This is a genomic window from Acidimicrobiia bacterium (assembly GCA_040878325.1).
In the GTDB taxonomy this organism is placed as follows: domain Bacteria; phylum Actinomycetota; class Acidimicrobiia; order Spongiisociales; family UBA11373; genus JAUYIV01.
Window position 1 is genome coordinate 106,481 of the sequence record JBBDMM010000010.1, and the last position, 15,960, is coordinate 122,440.

Annotated in this window: 16 protein-coding genes; 8 read left to right on the plus strand and 8 right to left on the minus strand. The window is 67.6% G+C overall.

The features are described from left to right. Positions 1-8 precede the first annotated feature (8 nt). Positions 9-329, plus strand: coding sequence for a GYD domain-containing protein (locus tag WD184_05595; GenBank protein ID MEX0826207.1), 321 nt, complete (start codon positions 9-11; stop codon positions 327-329). 198 nt (positions 330-527) lie between these two features. After that, positions 528-1,172, plus strand: coding sequence for a hypothetical protein (locus tag WD184_05600; GenBank protein MEX0826208.1), 645 nt, complete (start codon positions 528-530; stop codon positions 1,170-1,172). Here the strand turns inward: WD184_05600 and WD184_05605 are convergent. Then, positions 1,169-1,915 (minus strand): hypothetical protein, encoded by a 747-nt coding sequence (locus tag WD184_05605; GenBank protein ID MEX0826209.1) that lies wholly within the window; start codon positions 1,913-1,915, stop codon positions 1,169-1,171. The two genes, WD184_05600 and WD184_05605, sit on opposite strands and share 4 nt — an antisense overlap. Before the next feature lie 208 nt (positions 1,916-2,123). On the opposite strand from WD184_05605, the gene WD184_05610 reads away from it, so the two are divergent. Together WD184_05610 and WD184_05615 are read left to right on the plus strand one after the other, a co-directional pair. Further along, the gene (locus tag WD184_05610) at positions 2,124-3,104 is read left to right on the plus strand and encodes a L,D-transpeptidase family protein (protein MEX0826210.1); all 981 of its coding nucleotides are present in this window, start codon (positions 2,124-2,126) and stop codon (positions 3,102-3,104) included. A gap of 35 nt (positions 3,105-3,139) precedes the next feature. Then, positions 3,140-3,583, plus strand: coding sequence for a nitroreductase/quinone reductase family protein (locus WD184_05615; protein ID MEX0826211.1), 444 nt, complete (start codon positions 3,140-3,142; stop codon positions 3,581-3,583). On the opposite strand, the gene WD184_05620 is transcribed toward WD184_05615, so the two are convergent. Genes WD184_05620 through WD184_05635 form a run of 4 tightly spaced genes read right to left on the minus strand, consistent with a single transcriptional unit; the run spans position 3,584 to position 8,465 of the window. Beyond that, the gene (locus WD184_05620) at positions 3,584-4,696 is read right to left on the minus strand and encodes a dipeptidase (GenBank protein ID MEX0826212.1); all 1,113 of its coding nucleotides are present in this window, start codon (positions 4,694-4,696) and stop codon (positions 3,584-3,586) included. A 19-nt stretch (positions 4,697-4,715) separates the two neighbouring features. Continuing rightward, positions 4,716-5,978 (minus strand): MFS transporter, encoded by a 1,263-nt coding sequence (locus WD184_05625; protein ID MEX0826213.1) that lies wholly within the window; start codon positions 5,976-5,978, stop codon positions 4,716-4,718. A 40-nt stretch (positions 5,979-6,018) separates the two neighbouring features. Next, complete coding sequence (locus WD184_05630) at positions 6,019-6,870, minus strand: prenyltransferase (protein MEX0826214.1); 852 nt, start codon at positions 6,868-6,870, stop codon at positions 6,019-6,021. Continuing rightward, entirely contained in the window at positions 6,867-8,465 is a 1,599-nt protein-coding gene (locus WD184_05635; protein MEX0826215.1) for a serine hydrolase, read from the minus strand. The genes WD184_05630 and WD184_05635 overlap by 4 nt, the downstream gene beginning before the upstream one ends. Before the next feature lie 107 nt (positions 8,466-8,572). On the opposite strand from WD184_05635, the gene WD184_05640 reads away from it, so the two are divergent. After that, positions 8,573-8,932, plus strand: coding sequence for a Rieske 2Fe-2S domain-containing protein (locus tag WD184_05640; protein ID MEX0826216.1), 360 nt, complete (start codon positions 8,573-8,575; stop codon positions 8,930-8,932). A 79-nt stretch (positions 8,933-9,011) separates the two neighbouring features. Then, the gene (locus WD184_05645; protein MEX0826217.1) at positions 9,012-9,935 is read left to right on the plus strand and encodes a DMT family transporter; all 924 of its coding nucleotides are present in this window, start codon (positions 9,012-9,014) and stop codon (positions 9,933-9,935) included. Positions 9,936-10,038: 103 nt separating this feature from the next. Here WD184_05645 and WD184_05650 read toward each other — a convergent pair whose 3' ends face one another. Continuing rightward, on the minus strand, positions 10,039-11,640 hold the full coding sequence (locus WD184_05650; protein MEX0826218.1) for a hypothetical protein: 1,602 nt from the start codon (positions 11,638-11,640) through the stop codon (positions 10,039-10,041). A 162-nt stretch (positions 11,641-11,802) separates the two neighbouring features. Next, on the minus strand, positions 11,803-12,627 hold the full coding sequence (locus WD184_05655) for a L,D-transpeptidase family protein (GenBank protein ID MEX0826219.1): 825 nt from the start codon (positions 12,625-12,627) through the stop codon (positions 11,803-11,805). A 222-nt stretch (positions 12,628-12,849) separates the two neighbouring features. Here WD184_05655 and WD184_05660 point away from each other — a divergent pair, with 222 nt between their 5' ends. Both WD184_05660 and WD184_05665 read left to right on the plus strand, forming a co-directional pair. Further along, positions 12,850-13,404 carry a hypothetical protein gene (locus tag WD184_05660; GenBank protein MEX0826220.1) on the plus strand — a complete coding sequence of 185 codons (555 nt, stop codon included), beginning with the start codon at positions 12,850-12,852 and terminating at the stop codon, positions 13,402-13,404. A gap of 97 nt (positions 13,405-13,501) precedes the next feature. Continuing rightward, positions 13,502-15,073 carry a peptidoglycan-binding domain-containing protein gene (locus WD184_05665; GenBank protein ID MEX0826221.1) on the plus strand — a complete coding sequence of 524 codons (1,572 nt, stop codon included), beginning with the start codon at positions 13,502-13,504 and terminating at the stop codon, positions 15,071-15,073. On the opposite strand, the gene WD184_05670 is transcribed toward WD184_05665, so the two are convergent. After that, on the minus strand, positions 15,068-15,955 hold the full coding sequence (locus WD184_05670) for a TIGR03620 family F420-dependent LLM class oxidoreductase (protein MEX0826222.1): 888 nt from the start codon (positions 15,953-15,955) through the stop codon (positions 15,068-15,070). The genes WD184_05665 and WD184_05670 overlap by 6 nt on opposite strands. Positions 15,956-15,960: the final 5 nt, after the last annotated feature.

The window sequence follows — 15,960 nt, forward strand, 5'->3', positions numbered from 1 at the left end:
GGGGCGAGATGCCCAAGTACCTGTTCAGGGCGTCGCTCACCACCGAGGGCGTCGCCGGGATCGTCGCCGAGGGCGGTACCGCTCGACGCACCACGGTCACGGCCGCCATCGAGAGCCTCGGGGGAACGGTGGAGGCGTACTACTTCTGCTTCGGCGACGAGGACTCCATCCTCATCGTCGACCTTCCGGACAACGAGACCGCCACCGCCTTCGCGCTCGAGGTGGGGTCCTCGGGCCGGGTGGGGGTGTCCACCACGGTGCTGATCACCCCGGAGGAGGTCGATCGGGCTCGTTCGATCAAGAGCGGGTGGCGGGCTCCCGGAGCTTGATCGAGTTTCGGCGTACCATTCCTTACGGCGAATGGAGGAACCGTGGCCAACAAGGACCGTGGCGGTAAACAAGTCAAGAAGCAGGCGGCCCACAGCCTCAAAGAGAAACGCAACGCCAAGAAGGACAAGAAGGCCGGGTCGAAGAAGATCTGACCCGGGGGCAAGGATCTGTCACACCCGGGCCGTAGTTTCGGGATCGTGACCAAACCCAGGCGATGCCCCGATTGCGACGACCTCACGATGGTCCCCGTCGTCTACGGCTATCCCAGCCCGGCGACGCTTACGCCAGCCGGGGAGGGGTTGCTGGCGCTCGGCGGTTGCATCGTCACCGGCGACGACCCGCCGCTGGCGTGTACCGCCTGCGGAGCGGAGATGTGGCCGGGCGGGGTGTTTCGGAGTGCCGGCTCTCGCGCCCTGGCGGTGGGCATCGGGGGGCGCCCCGGCAGGACCGGCCACTCCGCGTTCTTCCACCACCTCGGTGACCTCGGCTTCATCGCGCCAGGGCGGCGGAGGCCGCTGGTACAGACGAGCGTGCTGGTTTCCGACGTGCCCACCCTGCTGATGCTCTTGTGCGTCGAGCTGTTCCCCACCGGAGAGCGGCTCACCGCGTGGCTCCGCTATCGGCACATTCCGTGGCTCGGCGAACTCGCCGGCCTCGTGGAGCGGTTCGTGGTGGGTGACGACCTGAGCCTCATCGCCATCGGCGCCGCCGGCGAGCTGTTCGTGCCCGGCGAACAGTTCGAACGTCTCGTGCTGAGCGCCATCAGGTCGCAGGGCTTCAGGACCGTCGATCGGTTCGACGATTGGCTGAGGGCCTATGGAATCGAGCGGGCGGACGTCTAGAAGTCCACCCCGGACACCAGGAACGACCGGATGATCTCGTCGGCGGCGAGCAGATCGGCATCGGCGACCACGACGATCTCGACCAGGATCAAGAACGACCCGTCTGGCGGAGTGGAGGCGATCACGATGAACACGCTCAGCTCGTCCCCGCAGTCGTAGTACAGGTCGTACCGGCCGACGTAGAGGCCGTCGTCGTAGTCATCGCGGCCTTCGTAGATGCAGAAGGTGTCGAAGCGCTTGCGGTCGAGTATCGATTCGGTGGTCTCGGTGATCACGTCCGATGCCCCGATGAACACGCCCGGGGTCCCCCACTCCGAACGCCAGGCAACGACGTCGGGAGCGGCGACGAGCCCGGGCCCGATCAATTCGCCCTGCTCGATCCAACCGGTCGGATCGATGTCATCCCACGATGCGGGCACCCGCAGCTCGATCTGGCCGGTGTCGTCGGTGATGGTGACGAACTCGTCGGGGGTCACGGGGACGGTGGTGGTCGGCTCGGCGCCGGTGGTGGTTGGCTCGGCTCCGGTGGTGGTTGTGGTGCCGGGAACCTCTCCCCGGGCGCGCAAGCCCTTGACGAGGTCGAGGCCCGACACGGCACCCACGGTTGTGGTCGTGGCCGGGGTGGTGGTCGTGGCGGCGGGGGAGGAGGTGGTGGGCGTCTGGGTGGTGGTCACCACGGCGGCGTCGTCGCCGCAGGCGACGATGGCGAGTGAAAATGCGATTGCGAGCGTGAGGCGTCTCATCGGAGATGCTCCTTGGGAGCTGGGGAATGGCAGCGGGGGCACGCTAGCCGAATCCTGCCGGGGCGCACTCCAGTCTCCCTGCCCGCCACGCGGAAGGTGTCGCTAGGCGCTTTCGGCCGACGCCGGTGGGAGGTGTGATCGGTGACGACGCCGTTTCTCCGCGCCCGATAGGTCGCGTAGGCTCCTATTTCTGCCGAGGAGGGAAGCAATGCGAGTCGGGCTGCCAGTGCGGAGGGCCTTGACCCTTGTCGCGTTGGTCGGTGCGGTGCTTGCTCCGCTCAACGCCAGTGCTGCCGCCGGTCCCGAGTGCATAGGCCTGACAGCCACCATCGTCGGTACGGGTGGGGACGACGTGATCGATGGCACCCCGGGCGACGACGTCATCGTCGCCAAGGGCGGCGCCGACCTAATCCGTGGCGGGGAAGGCGATGACGTCATCTGCGCCGGGGCAGGCGACGATGAGATCCTCGGCGGCGCCGGCAACGACCGGATCGCCGGCGGCCGGGGTCACGACACGGTCCTCGGCGGGACCGGGGTCGATGACTGTCGGGCAGAGGACGCCACCAGTTGCGAGGTCGCCGGTCTCTCCCCCGGGGCCACGGGGCCGGCGGTTCGCGCGCTGCAGTCTCTCCTCAAGGAAAAGGCCCTCTACCTCGGCCCCGTCGATGGCACCTACGGGAAGAGCACCGGGTCGGCGGTCGTGGCGTTCCACAAGATCTCGGAGCGCGACCGCACCGACCGGTTCCTGAGGAGTGACTGGAGGCGCCTGCTCGCCTTCGATCCGGAGCCGCCGATTGCACGCAGCGGCGAGCTCGATCGCATCGAGATCGACATCACCCATCAGGTCCTCTACCTGATCGAAGACAACGAAGTGGCGGCGATCGTCCCCGTATCGACCGGCGGCGGGTATCGCTACTACAGCAAGCATCAGCAGATGTGGAGGAACGCCGAGACGCCGCGGGGCGACTTCAATCTCCGCTGGAACCAGACGGGTTGGAACACGGACAACACCACCGGGTGGAGCGTTTACAACTACTGGTCGTTCGACACCTATTACGGAGTCCACGGGTACCTCTCGGTGCCCACCGAACCTGCCTCCCACGGATGCGTGCGCATCAACATGTGGGACTCCGATCGGCTCATGTCGCGCTTCCGGGTGGGGATGCCCGTCCACATCTGGGATGCCTGAGGGAACAGCCTGGACCCGGGCCGGTTTGGGTGAGTATGAAGTTGCACGAAGTAGAGACCCGCGCCGTCGACAGCCCGAGCCCTTACGCCCAGAAGCATGTCGCCCAGTACCTCGAGTCGGGCGGCAAGGACGTGGAACACGGGATGGCCGATCAGTTGATTTTGCTCTACGTGAAGGGTCGCAAGTCGGGTGACATCCGGCGGGTTCCGCTGGTTCATTTCCCCGACGGGGACGATCTGTTGATCATCGCCTCCAAGGGTGGAGCCCCGGACGATCCGTCCTGGTATCGCAACCTGGTAGCCGATCCCCAGGTGTGGGTCCGCTTCATGGACGACTTCTTCGAGGCTCGTGCATCGGTGCTGAGCGATGAAGAGCGAACCCCGGTGTGGGCACGGATCACGGCCCAAGCCCCCGGTTTCGCCGAGTATCAGGCGAAGGTGTCGCGCACGATCCCCGTAGTGAGACTCACTCGAGTCTGATCAGCCGGCCACCGCCTCGGCTTCGCCGAGGGCGCGTAGGGCGTTCTCGCCGAGAACCTTGCGGATGTCGGGCTCGACCCAGCCTCTGACCAGCAGCTCTTCGGTGATGGCCGGGTAGCACGAGACGTCTTCGAGCCCGACCGGAGTCGTCTCGACTCCGTCGAAGTCGCCGCCGATACCCACGTGGTCGACGCCGCCGATGCGAGCGACGTGCTCGATGTGGTCGACGACATCGCTCACCGTTCCCCGATCCGTGTCGGCGACGCCGAATCTCTCGCGAGCGGCGGCGGCGTATCCGACCTCATCCTCGGGGCCGAATTGGGCCCGTAGTTGGCGGCGCTCCTCGAACATCCCGCGGGCGGCCAGGGCGGTCCTCTCGACGATGAATTCGGGTACGAAGGTCACCATGACGACTCCGCCCCCGGCGGCGACCATTTCGATGACCTCGTCGGTGACATTGCGGGGGTGAGGGGCGAGGGCGAATGCCGACGAGTGCGAGGCGATCACCGGCGCCCGGCTCGCCTCGATCGCCTGCCGCATGGTCGTTTCAGCCACATGGGAGATGTCGACGAGCATCCCCAGGCGGTTCATCTCGCCCACCACCGACACGCCGAATTCGGTGAGGCCGCCGTGGCGCGGGGCGTCGGTGGCCGAGTCGGCCCATTCGTTGTTGTCGGCGTGGGTGAGCGTCATGTACCGAACCCCGCGGGCATGGAGCACGGCGAGGGCGTCGAGAGAGCTCTCGATGCTGTGTCCGCCCTCGGCGCCGATGAGGCCGGCGATCCTCCCCTCGTCGCGTATCGATCGTGCCTCTTCGGCCGAGGTCGCCAGCGCCGTCAGGGCCGGCGCCAACCCGGTCATCTCCTCGACGAGATCGATCTGTCGGTGCGTGGCTGCGTTGGGGGAGTCCGCCCACGCGGGCACATACACCGACCAGAACTGCACCCCGACCCCGCCCGCGAGCAAGCGAGGAAAGTCGGTTTGATAGCCGGCGAGATGTTGCCGCGGGTCGGCGGTGGCGACGGATCCGCCCGCTCGCACCCGGATCTCCCACGGGAGGTCGTTGTGTCCGTCGACGACCGGAAGGCTGGCGTGGATCGATCGGGCGCTCATCGGCGGAGAATACGGCCGCTCAGGCGGGCGGTGGCTCGGGCTCGTCCTCGCCGATCGTGTCGCTCGACGCGTTCTGCTTACGGGCCAGCAGCAGGAACGGCACCGCCATCAGCTGCACTGCCGCCCCCACCACATACGAGGTGCCGTAGCTCCACACGTCGGCGACCCGCCCCAGAGTCGGCTGAATCGCGGTCCCACCGGCCGAGCCCATCAGCGCGTCCATCGAGATGACCGTGGCGCGTTGCTCCGAGGGGATGATCCCGTTGAGGTAGGCCTGGCGGATGGGCAGCGAGGCAGAGAATGAGATCGCCCAGACCACCAGCAGTGCGATCGCCAGCCAGAAGTTACGGGTGAGCCCAATGAAGGCGAGGGCGACCGCACCGAGGATCGCCGCGATGATGAGGGCGTAAGTACGCCGGCGGAACATCCGCCGGATCGCAGGTACCAGCAGGCCGCCGACGATCTGGGCGCCGGCGACGATGGAGGCCGCCAGCCCGGCGATCCCGAACGCGGTTTCATCTCCCCACACATCGAGGAGGTGGGGCTGCATCGCGTAGAAGGCGTAGTAGCTGACCCCGAGGGTGAACGGGGCCGACAACATCATCCACCGCACCGGTGGACGGCGAAAGCCGACATCGATCGAGGCGCGGAGTACCCGGCGGACCTCCTTCATGGGACCGGTGCCCCGTTTCGGTTCGAAGCCGATGTCCTTCATCGCGACGAACGCCACCACCAGGGTGAGCGCCAGCAGCACAATCCGAATCACATACGGCACCCCCAAGTTGGTCGCCTGAGCGATGAACCCACCCGCGACCGAACCGGTGAGCATGGCGATTCCCATCACCGTCTGCCCCCGGCCGAATACGGTGTCGAGCTCGCCGGTGTAGCCCGTGGCGTCGAGCGCGTCGACCAGCCATGCTTCGACGGCTCCCGAGAAGAATGTGAAGCCGAGCCCGATCAGGGCGGAGGCGAGGGCCCATCCCCAGAACGGCGCTTCGATCTGCCACATGAGCAGGTAGACCATGGTCGCGGTGAGCAGGGTGAAGGCGCCGAGCAGGTACGAGATGCGCCGGCCGGCGGTGTCGGCGACCACCCCGGTGGGCACTTCGAAGAGCACCATCCCCAGGCTGAAGAACGCGTTGGCCGCAAAGGCCTCGGTGTTACTCAGTCCGGCGTCGAGCAGGAAGAGGGTGTTGATCCCCCAGATGAACGATGCCGCCAGCGTCGACAGCAACAGGAGCAGCAGATAGGTCCGCTGAACCGCTCGGGAGGCGTCGTTCATCGCGGGCACCCTAGGCGGCTCTGATCGGAACCCGGCCCGATCAGGCCAGTGCGAGTAGCAGACCAAGGGCTGCGACGACCAGGGTGGCGACGCCCCCCAGTGTCAGTGTCCCCCACCGGGCTCGGCGCATCGCCCACATCGCCACCGCGGCGGGGGTGGCTGCCGCGAACGAGGCCAGGGCGAGGTCGGGGAGGTGCCCGGTCAGGATCCCGACGGCGAGCACCACTGCGCCGAGGCCGAAGAGGACACCGACCATGGCCTCGGTGCGCTCGCGCCCGTGCCGGACCGCGGCGACCCGTTTGCCGGCCTCCCGGTCGGTGTCCAGATCGGGCAACTCGAAACAGAGCATCATCGCCAGGTGGATCGGCAGCAGCGCCACGATCGCCCAGCGCAGGGGGTCGGCGACGAAGCCGCCATTGGCAAGGGCGCCGACGATCGGCACTCCCATCGCCACCACCAGGCTGGTGACGATCTCGCCGATGCCCGTCGCCAGCAGTCGGATCGGTTCCACCGAGTAGAGCCAGGCGACCAACAGGGCCGCGACGCCGATCGAGGCCGCCTGAGCGCTGCGCGGGTACATCAGGGCGATGAAGCCGATCGACGCCACCGAGGTGAGGATGGCTGCGACCAGGGCGGTCCGGCGTGAGACGGAGCCATCGGCGATCGCACCGCTGCCGCCGGAGAACCACGTGCGATTCAGCACGAGCGCGTCGGCTCGAGCATCGGCCAGTTCGTTGACCAGGTGGGCGGTCAATTGGGTGGCCGTCACCATCGCCTGGCCAATTGCGTAGCCACCGGCATCCAAAGTCCCCGTGGAGAATGCCCCGAGGGCGAAGAGCAGGAGGCCGCCCAGCAGGAAGTGGGGTCGGGCCAGTCGCAGAAGCGCCTTCACGGGGCTACTACCGAGGAGACCAGCGAGGCGGCCACCGAGACGATCGAGAACGACGGGTCCACTGTCGCGGCGCCGTCGGTATACGCCGCGAACACCAGCGTCCGCGACCCTGCCGCGCCGGGGACGATGGCGATTCCGGCGACCGTCAAGGTCGTGCCGTACCAGCCCTCTTTGACGAGCAGCTGGATGCCCGAAGATTGGTCGAGCCCGGCGGACCCGGACGCATCGACCATCAGGTCCTCGAATCCTGCAGGCCCTGGAACCAGCGTGCCGTCGACGAGGCCCTCCAGCAAGCGGGCCAGGTCGACCGCAGTCGTGGCATTGGCCGGATCGTTGGCTGGCCCGCCGCATCCGAAACCGTGCACCAGGCGGGTCGCGGTCATTCCGGCTGCCGACATGGTGGCGCGCAGGTCGTCCAACCCGAAGTGGGACTGGAGTGCGTTGGCGGCGGCATTGTCCGACTCGAACATCATCGAGTGGAGCAGCTCGTCCAGCCGCTCCTCACCGGTCGCCGCGCCAGGGTCACATCCGTCGCCGAAGATCGTCACCGGGGTCGCCGCGTCGTTGCCCTGCGCGACCCAGCGCAGGGCGTGGACGAAGTGGATGAGCTTGATGGTGCTCGCCGGATAGAAGCGGGCATCGGCGTGGAGGGCAGCATGTACCGGCCCACCCACCTCTTTGATGATGAAGCCATGGGCTCCACCGGTGGTGCCACCGTGGAGAAGCTCATGGGCGGCTTCGGCCGGGGGGCCGCACGTCATCCCCGCCCGGTGCCCGGCGCAGGTTGGCATCGCTCGTGCCGGCTGCTTGTCGAGCAGTCCCGTCATCCCGGCAAGGAGCTCGGCGGTGACCCCGGCGGGGGAGTCCCAGCGATTGAACTCGACGGTGACCACCGGGATCCTTCCCTCCTTTCCGAAATAGGTGCCCAGCGAGCCCTCGGTCACCCAGTCGACCTCAGCCACCACTTCCCACTCCCGCCCCAGCACCGAGGCGCCGGCGGCGAATGCCGCCGCGGGGGCCTCAGCCGCCGCGCCGTCGTGCTCGACGAAGGGGCCCTCGCGGGCGGCGTGGAGCGCCACGATGAGATCGGGGGCGAACGCGGCGATGTCCTTGGCCAGCGCGTCGGTCTCGGGCTCCGAAAGCGGGGCGGGGCCGGTGGCTGCCGACGGAGCAAATCCCTCCGTGGGCCAATTCCGGTTGAGGTCCACTCCGGCGGCGTTCTCCCGGGTGTTGGCGATGGTGCCGTCGGGGTTGGCATCGAGCACGATTCGCACCGTCCATCCCTCGAGGGCGTCCCCGGCCAGGTGATCGATGAGGGCTGGCACGTTCTCCACGGCCGGGCGTTCGTCGCCGTGGATGCCGCCGAGGACATAGAGCCGGCGCGACCCGTTGCCGAACGACATCGTCTCGATCGACCGACCCTCCCGGCTCATGCCGATCGCCGTCCGGGGTAGGACCGTGGTCGAGGTGGTGGCCGCTACCGAGGTCACCGTGGCCGGTGTCGTCGTCGGCGATGTCTCCGACGGCCTGGTCTCGGGAGCGCACCCGTCCACCACGAGGGCGACAACGAGCAGGAGGGCCGAGCGCCGGATCACCTCGTCATCTTGGTAGGTACCAGGGTTTGGCGCGTGCCCGCTTTCAAGGGAACCGGGCATTCGTGGCTTGGTGCGGCGTAGGCTCGGCCACGGATGAGGAGGTTCCTGTGACCTACGAGACACCCGCCGGGCCTGCAGCAGACTTGCCGCCGGGCACCGTGACCGGGGCGGGCCGGTTCGCCGTCGGCAACAAGGATGGCGAACGGTTCGCGGTGACCCGGCGATGCCGGCACTTGATGGCCGATCTCGCCCGGGGGTCGATCGACGACGAGGGCTGCTTGGTCTGCCCGTGGCACGGCTCGCGGTATGACACGGACAACGGGCAAATGGTCTCGGGACCCCAGGGCATCTTCGCCAAGATCCCCGGCCTCGGAGCCGGTTTCAAGGCATTGACGAAAGTGTTGCCACTAGGCCGGGGCAAGGTGGTGGAGAGGGACGGGGAGCTGTTCGTCAAGAAAGCGGATTAGCGAATAGTCGCCAGTCGCCAGTCGCCAGTCGCCAGCGAATTGCGAATTGCGAATTGCGCCTTCTTCTACCCTCTCGCTGATGCGCGCCGTCTGGTTCTCGATCTCACTGGCCGCTTTGGGCTGGGGCACCGCCGGGGTGGCCACCCGGGCGGCGCTGGCTGAGGGGTCGACCCCGTTCGAGATCGCGACGATGCGCGCCCTGATCGGGGCGGCAGCGGTGGTCCTCTTCCTGACCTTCCGCCGGATGGGCTTTCCCCGGGGTGGGCCGACCTGGAGGACGGGGATCGTCATGGGCATTTCGAACCTGGCGATGCCCTTCGTCCTCTCGAACGTCGCGCTCCAGTACGCCTCCGCCGGCTTTCTCGGCCTGATGATGGCGCTCATCCCGCTGATGACCGCGGTCCTCGCCCACTTCATGCTCCCGGCCGAGCGACTCTCGTTCGTCAAGGCGGCGGGGTTGCTGATCGCCCTCGCCGGGGTGGCGGCCCTGCTCTCGTTCGGCGACAGCGGACTGGCCGAAGGCGGGCGTCCGGTGCTGGCCGGAATCCTCGGGCTGGTGGTGGCCCTCAGCATCGCCTACGGCGGCACCTACGCCAAGATCCATGCCGGCGCCTACGACCCGATGCACGTGACCGGGATCCACTTCGTCAGCGGTGCCCTGATCATCGCGGTGGCCGCCTTCGCATCCGAGGGGCTGCCGACGTCGCAGACCGGCGAGGCGTGGGCCCTCATCACCTACATGGGGCTGTTCGCCACCTTCATGCCGTTCGTCCTCTTCTATCGCCTGCTGCGGAAGGTGTCGGCCACTTACGCCTCCATGGTCGGCTACGTGGTTCCTCTCGTGGCCGTGGTCGCGGGCATGGTCCTGCTCGACGAACGACTCCAGCCCGGCATCGTCATCGGTGGGCTGCTGATCTTCGCCGGAGTGATCCTCACCCACCGAGCCGAACAGCGAGTAGTGGTGATACCTGCAGAGGCGGTCCCGGAGGAGATGCTCGGGTAGAAGGGGCTTGCGCCCCCGCTGCCCGCTACCCGCTTCCCGCTACCCGCGCGAGGAGGGCTGGTCCGGACTTGCTGGGGACTGGGGACTGGAGACTGGAGACTCTCTACTGATAACTCACGTACACCACGCCCGGGACCAGTTCCAGGACTTCGGCGGGGGGGATGGGGCCGGGGATGTCTTCGTCGTAGAAGTTCTTCCAGCCGTAGCGCCAGCCGTAGCCTTCCCAGCCGGTGGTGATGCGGTTCCAGGTGCTGTACTTGTCGGGGATGCCGCCCTGGCCGTCCATTTGGATGACGACCGCCAACTCGGACGGGGTCTCGATCAGGTTCCGATCGCGCAGCATCTGGTCCTGGAACTGGTGGAGGAGCAGGAGCTTCTGCGGCAGGTGGTTGTCCCGCACCAGGGCAGCCAGCCAGTCGACCACCCGGTTCACCTCGGTGGCTTCGACGTGTCCGATCTGTCGCAGCGGCAGTTCGTTGGGCAGCAGACGCCACTCGGGGTCGAGTGCGAGCCCGACATGGGCTTCGAGCAATAGCTCCTCGTAGAGCTTCGCCTGGGTGAGAAAGTCGGTGCGGCCCGGCTGCAGGTCGAGGATCACGTAGACGCCTTCGCGTCCGGCGGTGTCCACCCAGATGCGGAGCTGGTCCAACTCCATCTCGTTGGAGTAGTCGCCGTCGTCGCCGGCGTTCCCGGCGGCGATCGTGGCGATGATCTCGAAGGCGGGGATCGCCTGGACGCCGTCGTCGGTCTGGTACTGGGCGGCCAGTTGCTTGGCCCGAATCACCGAGGCGTCGACATCCTGTTCGCCGAGCACTCCGAGGCTGGTGGTGTTGGGGTTGCCATACAGTGCGATGAGGCGCTTGCCCGGGAAGAGGACGAAGCCGCCGCCGGGGAGCTGCTCCGCCCCGCTCAGCAGCACCTCGAGCTGCCATGAGGACTCCGCTCCGCCGCCCAGCAGTTGCACCCTCCCCGGCTCCATGGCCTGGAGGACGTCTCCTGCGTCGCCGGACAGGAGGTCGTCGCCGTCCACCGTCACCATCAGCCCGCCGGTGACGATCGCCGCCACCCCGGCCGCCAACGCCAGGGGGGTGCTGGCGCCGTCGACGAGCCAGGCGAATCCGAACGATCCCGGTCCCGCCCGGAGAAACGGCACCGGATTCAACGGGGTAGGAGCGGGGCCGGTCGGGCCAGACGCGGTGATCCCCGTCCCGGCCTCGAGCGCGGCGAGTGTGGTGCGTAATGCGTCGCTACCGCCGCCGCCCGGGATGGCCACCTCCGACCCCGCATCGACGCGGTCGTTCACTTCATTGGCCAGCGCGGTGTTGTCACCCCCGAGTAGTTCGACTTCGGTGAAGGCCGGGACGTCGACGGTGATGTCATCGCCGACGAACCAGACGGTGGTGGGGGCGAGGCGGTCGATCTCGTAGGCGAGGAGGCTCGATCCGGCGTCGTCACCGACCAGGAGGGGAGCCCGCAGTCCCACGGCGAGCCGGGCAGCGATGGCGATGCGTTCGAAGTCGGCGATGCCGACGACGACGACATCGGAAGCGCACACGAACACCGCTTGGGCGACCGCGGCCGAAGCCGATGCCAGGTTCTGCGCCGATACCCGTTCGGTCACCGGGCCATCGGTACCGGCGGCCGGCAGTTCGGTGACGAGGGTCGTCTGGCAGGGACGAAGGGGGTCGGCCGGACTGGTGCTCACGGTGTCCGCGAAACCACCCGAAGACCCGGGGGAGGAGGGGTCGACCGATCCATCCCCGGCGCAACTCGCGGCGACGAGCGCAATCAGAATGAAAAGGCGACGCAAGAACCCTCCGCAGGTGGGAGGAGGAGAGTACCTGCGCCCGCCAGATTCGGGCTCGACCTAGACGGCGATGGCCCCGGCGCGGTCCGGCTCGTAATCGGGGTCGAACGGCGGCGGATCGATGAGCGGCGGCTGGTCCCAGATGTGGACCGGCATCCCCACGAACAGCTGGTCGTCCAGCCAGTCCGAGTCCCAGGTGGTCACCCGGACGCAGCCATGGGAAGCCGGAAACTCGGGGACGCTGAGGTACCCGTGGATCCCGTAGAAGTCGGCGAACGCCCAGTAGTTGTACACGCACCAGCCGGTCGCCTGGTCGCACACCCACCCGTACTGGCGCCAGCGCAGGGTGAAGTCGCCGCGAGGTGTGGAGGCCGCGACGTTGCGGCCGTTACGCGGGCTGAAGTACGTGTAGGCACCCCCGGTGGAGGTATGGAGGACGCCCGCGATCTGGTGGTCCCGGACGATGAAGATCAGCTGACGGTCGAGATCGACCTCGACCCGATCGGGCTCGTCGTACCGGTCGGGGATGCCCGAAGGGGGCAGCATCCGGAGGCGAATCCAATCGAGTCCGGTCCAGGTCGTGGTTCGTTCGAGTCCGAGGTACTTGTGAAAGGCCACAACCGCCAGCGCAGTCTCCTGGTCGTATATGCCGTCGACAGGCTGGCGATAGAAGCCGGCGTCGCTTAGCGCCTGCTGGAGGCGTTCGACTGCCGGACCCGAGTCGTCTGGGCCGAGCCTCACCAGCGGGTCGAAGCCGTGGACTGGATGCAGTTCTGGGAGCGGTTCGACGGCGAGGGCGGTGGGGAGGGGGAGAATGGCGAGCAACAGCAACGCCGCGCCGCCGGTCATCACTCCGGCCCAGCGGGAAATCTTCGAATCTGACACGAGGACTCCGTTCTCCAGTCGCAGACACCTTAAATATCGGTCGGCCGAACGTCTGGCTTGCGCGCATTCGGGACCCGAACCAGCCAGTGCCCGTATGGAATTGCGGCTCTAGAGCGATCACCAGGGTAGATGGATCGGGGTGACCAATCCCGCGATGGCCCTTGGGAGACGCACCCGCTGGGTCGATAAGAACCAATCGACAAGTCAAAGCGAGACAAGCGAATGACAAAAAGACTGAAACTGTTTGCAGCCATGATCGCGCTCACGCTGGTGGCTGTCGCAGCTCCCGCGATGGCAGCACACACCGAGGAGATGATGGTCGGTGACGCCATCACGGAGGCGTTCGAACTCGACGACGCCGTGGTGCACGATCTCCACGAGGCGGGCATCGGATACGGCGCCATCTTTCTGCTCCAGATGTACGCCTACGCGACCGGCATGACCGTCGAGGAACTTCTGGCGGAGATGGAGATCGATCCGGAGACCGGCGAGTACGCTTTCAACTTCGGCGAGCTCCAGCAAAGTCTGACCGAAGAGCAGCTCGCGCTTCTCGAGGACCTGCCCAAGAACCTGGGGCAGATCGTCTCGGCCGCCAACCGGCCCGAAGTTGCCGTAGAGGGCGAGCCCGAAGTTACCGTAGAGGGCGAGCCCGAATGGGCCGGTGAAGGCCAGCCCCCGTGGGCCGGCGAGGGCAGGCCCACGTGGGCCGGTGAAGGCAAGCCGCCGTTCGTCGGAAACGACGATGACGACGATGACCTGGGAGGCGGCGACGCGTAAGTCGTTCTCCAACCTCTATCGCGATGGACCGCCGGACGACCGGCGGTCCATTCGCGCTCGCACACTGCGGGGACCTCTTGGCTAGCCTCGAATGGCGATGCCGAGGCAACACCGACGCATCCCCGCCCTGGTGGGGCTACTCCTCATCGTGGCGTCGTGTTCCGACGACTCGGCGAACACGACCTCCACGACGGTCACCACCACCGCGATCACGACCACCTCCTCCACGACGACCACTACCCGGCCTTTGGCGCCGAGTGGTCCCCCAATCGCCAGCGAAGGCGACACCAACGAAGTGGTGTTCGCGATCCAGTTCTTGATGAACTGCGCCGGGTACGGACCGCTCGAGGTCGACGGAGTGTTCGGCCCGGCGACCGCCGCCGCCATCGAGGAAATGCAGGCCGACCTCGACCGTGAGGTGACGGGCGAACCGGACGAGTTCACGCTGGCGCTCCTTTCCCGGTCCTGCGCGGACAGCCGGAGGCTCGAGGTGGGAGGCAATGCGGTACGGGCGGTGGGGAACGTCTCGGTGGCGGATCCCGACACCTACTTCGTCGAAGCCGAGGAGGGGGACAGGCTGGCGGTTCTCGTGGAGTCGACGACGGGTGAGGCGCGGATCCAGGTGAGAGGGCCTGATGGCAATCCGGTCGGGCCCTCGACGGTGGCGGCGTGGGCTCTCGATCTGACGGTGAGCCAGGATCACGTGATCACCGTTTCGACCATCGGTGATGCCACCTCGTACACACTCACTGCGGCTGTGCTCGACCCGCCGGACGGTGATGCCGTGCCCGCTGCCGATCCCGACACGGTTGCGGTCGACGACCTCGAGGAAGCGGTGACCAGGGTGTGTCTCGACTCCACGGGCGACGGTTCGTATGTGGCCGAGACCGGGTCGGGCTATCTCATCGTCGCTACGGGCGCTCCAGGGAGTTTTGCGGTGAGCCGGGGCGGAATCGGCGCCTCCGCCGAGTTCGTATACCGCGACGAGTCGCCGGGTTATGCCGGATTCCCCGTGGACCTCGAGATCGAGGTCGGGGACCGCATCGTCGGAACTGCCGCGGTTTATCCAGAAGGGGGATCGGAACCCGTCGATCTCGCCTTCAACCTCACGAGGTCGGCAGCACCGTGCGAAGGTGGTGCCGGCATTCCCGTCGTCCTGGAGGCCTCCGGGCTGGGCATCGTCGAGTTCGGTGCTTTGGCCGACGACGCCCTTGCCCTGGTACGCCAGGCATTGCCCCAGGCATCCCCGCCCGACGACACCGGGTGGGTTGAGATCGACCCGGTGGCGAACGACTTCGGGGTGTGTGAGGCGAGCGTCACCGAGGTCAGGGCGGTGACGATCGACAACCTCACGCTCTACTTCACCGACGGGACCACCTCCGGGTTGCCCGCCGGCACCAGGCGATTCGTGGGTTACCGGGCCACCGCCGGGGTGTTCCCGTTTGCGACCGAAGCCGGTGTCGGGCCCGGCTCGACCATCGGTGATGTGCTGGCGGCCCATCCCGACGCCGGGATCGGTGTCGGGCTCGAGGGGGGTCGGGACGTCTTCATCACCTCTCCACCTGGCAACGACGCGTGGCTGCGGGCGCTCGCCCCGGACGCCGCCGACGCCGCGGACGTCGGGGCGGAGATCACCGCGATCGTCGGCGGCCGGTTCTGCGACCTATGACGCCAGTTCCGTAGCCAGCATCTCCAGTTGATCGAGCCCGAACGGGTCGCCGAGGGGTTGGATCGAGACGTGGTCGGCGCCGGCGTCGAGGTGAGCCCGGAGCCTGTCGGCGACCGTGACGGTATCACCCCATCCCACCACCGAGTCGACGACCGGATCGGTGCCCCCTTCGTCCAGGTCGGCGTCGGACCACCCGAGACGAAGGAGGTTGCGCCGGTAGTTGTCCAGGGCGAGGTATCCGGCCATGTGGGTGCGCGCGGTCTGTCGGGCGGTGGTGGCGTTCGCATCGATCACGATCGCCTGCTCGGGCGCGATCAGCGGGCCGGGGCCGACTAGTTCCCGGGCGAGCCTGGTGTGTTCGACTGGCGAGAAGTACGGATGCACCCCGGCGGTCCGGCTCGCCCCCAGCGCCAGCATCCGCGGGCCGAGGGCGGCCAACACGACCGCCGGGGCATCAGCCCCCGCGATCGGGGTGGATACGGCCTCGAGGGCATCGAGGTACTCCGCCATCCGCTGCAGGGGGCGAAGGTATTGCTGCCCCCGGCGGGTCACCGATGGGGCGTGGCTGACCCCGAGTCCGAGCACGAAGCGCCCGGAGTGTGCCTCGGACAGCCCGAACGCCCCGAATGCGGTCGCCATCGGATCGCGTGCCCAGATGCTGGCGATGCCCGTGGCGACGACGATCCGCTCGGTCGCCTCGAGAACCAGCGACGCCGCGGTGAATGCCTCTCGCCCCCGGCTCTCGGGAAACCAGATCGCCCCGTAGCCAAGTTCTTCGATCACCCGGACCGCGGCTCGAACCTCGGCCGCCGGTTGGGTGACGACTCCCCAACAGAAGACACCAAAGGGACCGAGGGAGGGGGGAGTGGTGGTGAGGTCCATTAGAG

Excerpts from the sequence above, each read along its gene's own strand:
- WD184_05595 (MEX0826207.1), top strand. The coding sequence starts at position 9 with ATGCCCAAGTACCTGTTCAGGGCGTCGCTCACCACCGAGGGCGTCGCC.
- WD184_05605 (MEX0826209.1), bottom strand. The coding sequence starts at position 1,915 with ATGAGACGCCTCACGCTCGCAATCGCATTTTCACTCGCCATCGTCGCC.
- WD184_05610 (MEX0826210.1), top strand. The coding sequence starts at position 2,124 with ATGCGAGTCGGGCTGCCAGTGCGGAGGGCCTTGACCCTTGTCGCGTTG.
- WD184_05615 (MEX0826211.1), top strand. The coding sequence starts at position 3,140 with ATGAAGTTGCACGAAGTAGAGACCCGCGCCGTCGACAGCCCGAGCCCT.
- WD184_05620 (MEX0826212.1), bottom strand. The coding sequence starts at position 4,696 with ATGAGCGCCCGATCGATCCACGCCAGCCTTCCGGTCGTCGACGGACAC.
- WD184_05625 (MEX0826213.1), bottom strand. The coding sequence starts at position 5,978 with ATGAACGACGCCTCCCGAGCGGTTCAGCGGACCTATCTGCTGCTCCTG.
- WD184_05645 (MEX0826217.1), top strand. The coding sequence starts at position 9,012 with ATGCGCGCCGTCTGGTTCTCGATCTCACTGGCCGCTTTGGGCTGGGGC.
- WD184_05660 (MEX0826220.1), top strand. The coding sequence starts at position 12,850 with ATGACAAAAAGACTGAAACTGTTTGCAGCCATGATCGCGCTCACGCTG.
- WD184_05665 (MEX0826221.1), top strand. The coding sequence starts at position 13,502 with ATGCCGAGGCAACACCGACGCATCCCCGCCCTGGTGGGGCTACTCCTC.
- WD184_05670 (MEX0826222.1), bottom strand. The coding sequence starts at position 15,955 with ATGGACCTCACCACCACTCCCCCCTCCCTCGGTCCCTTTGGTGTCTTC.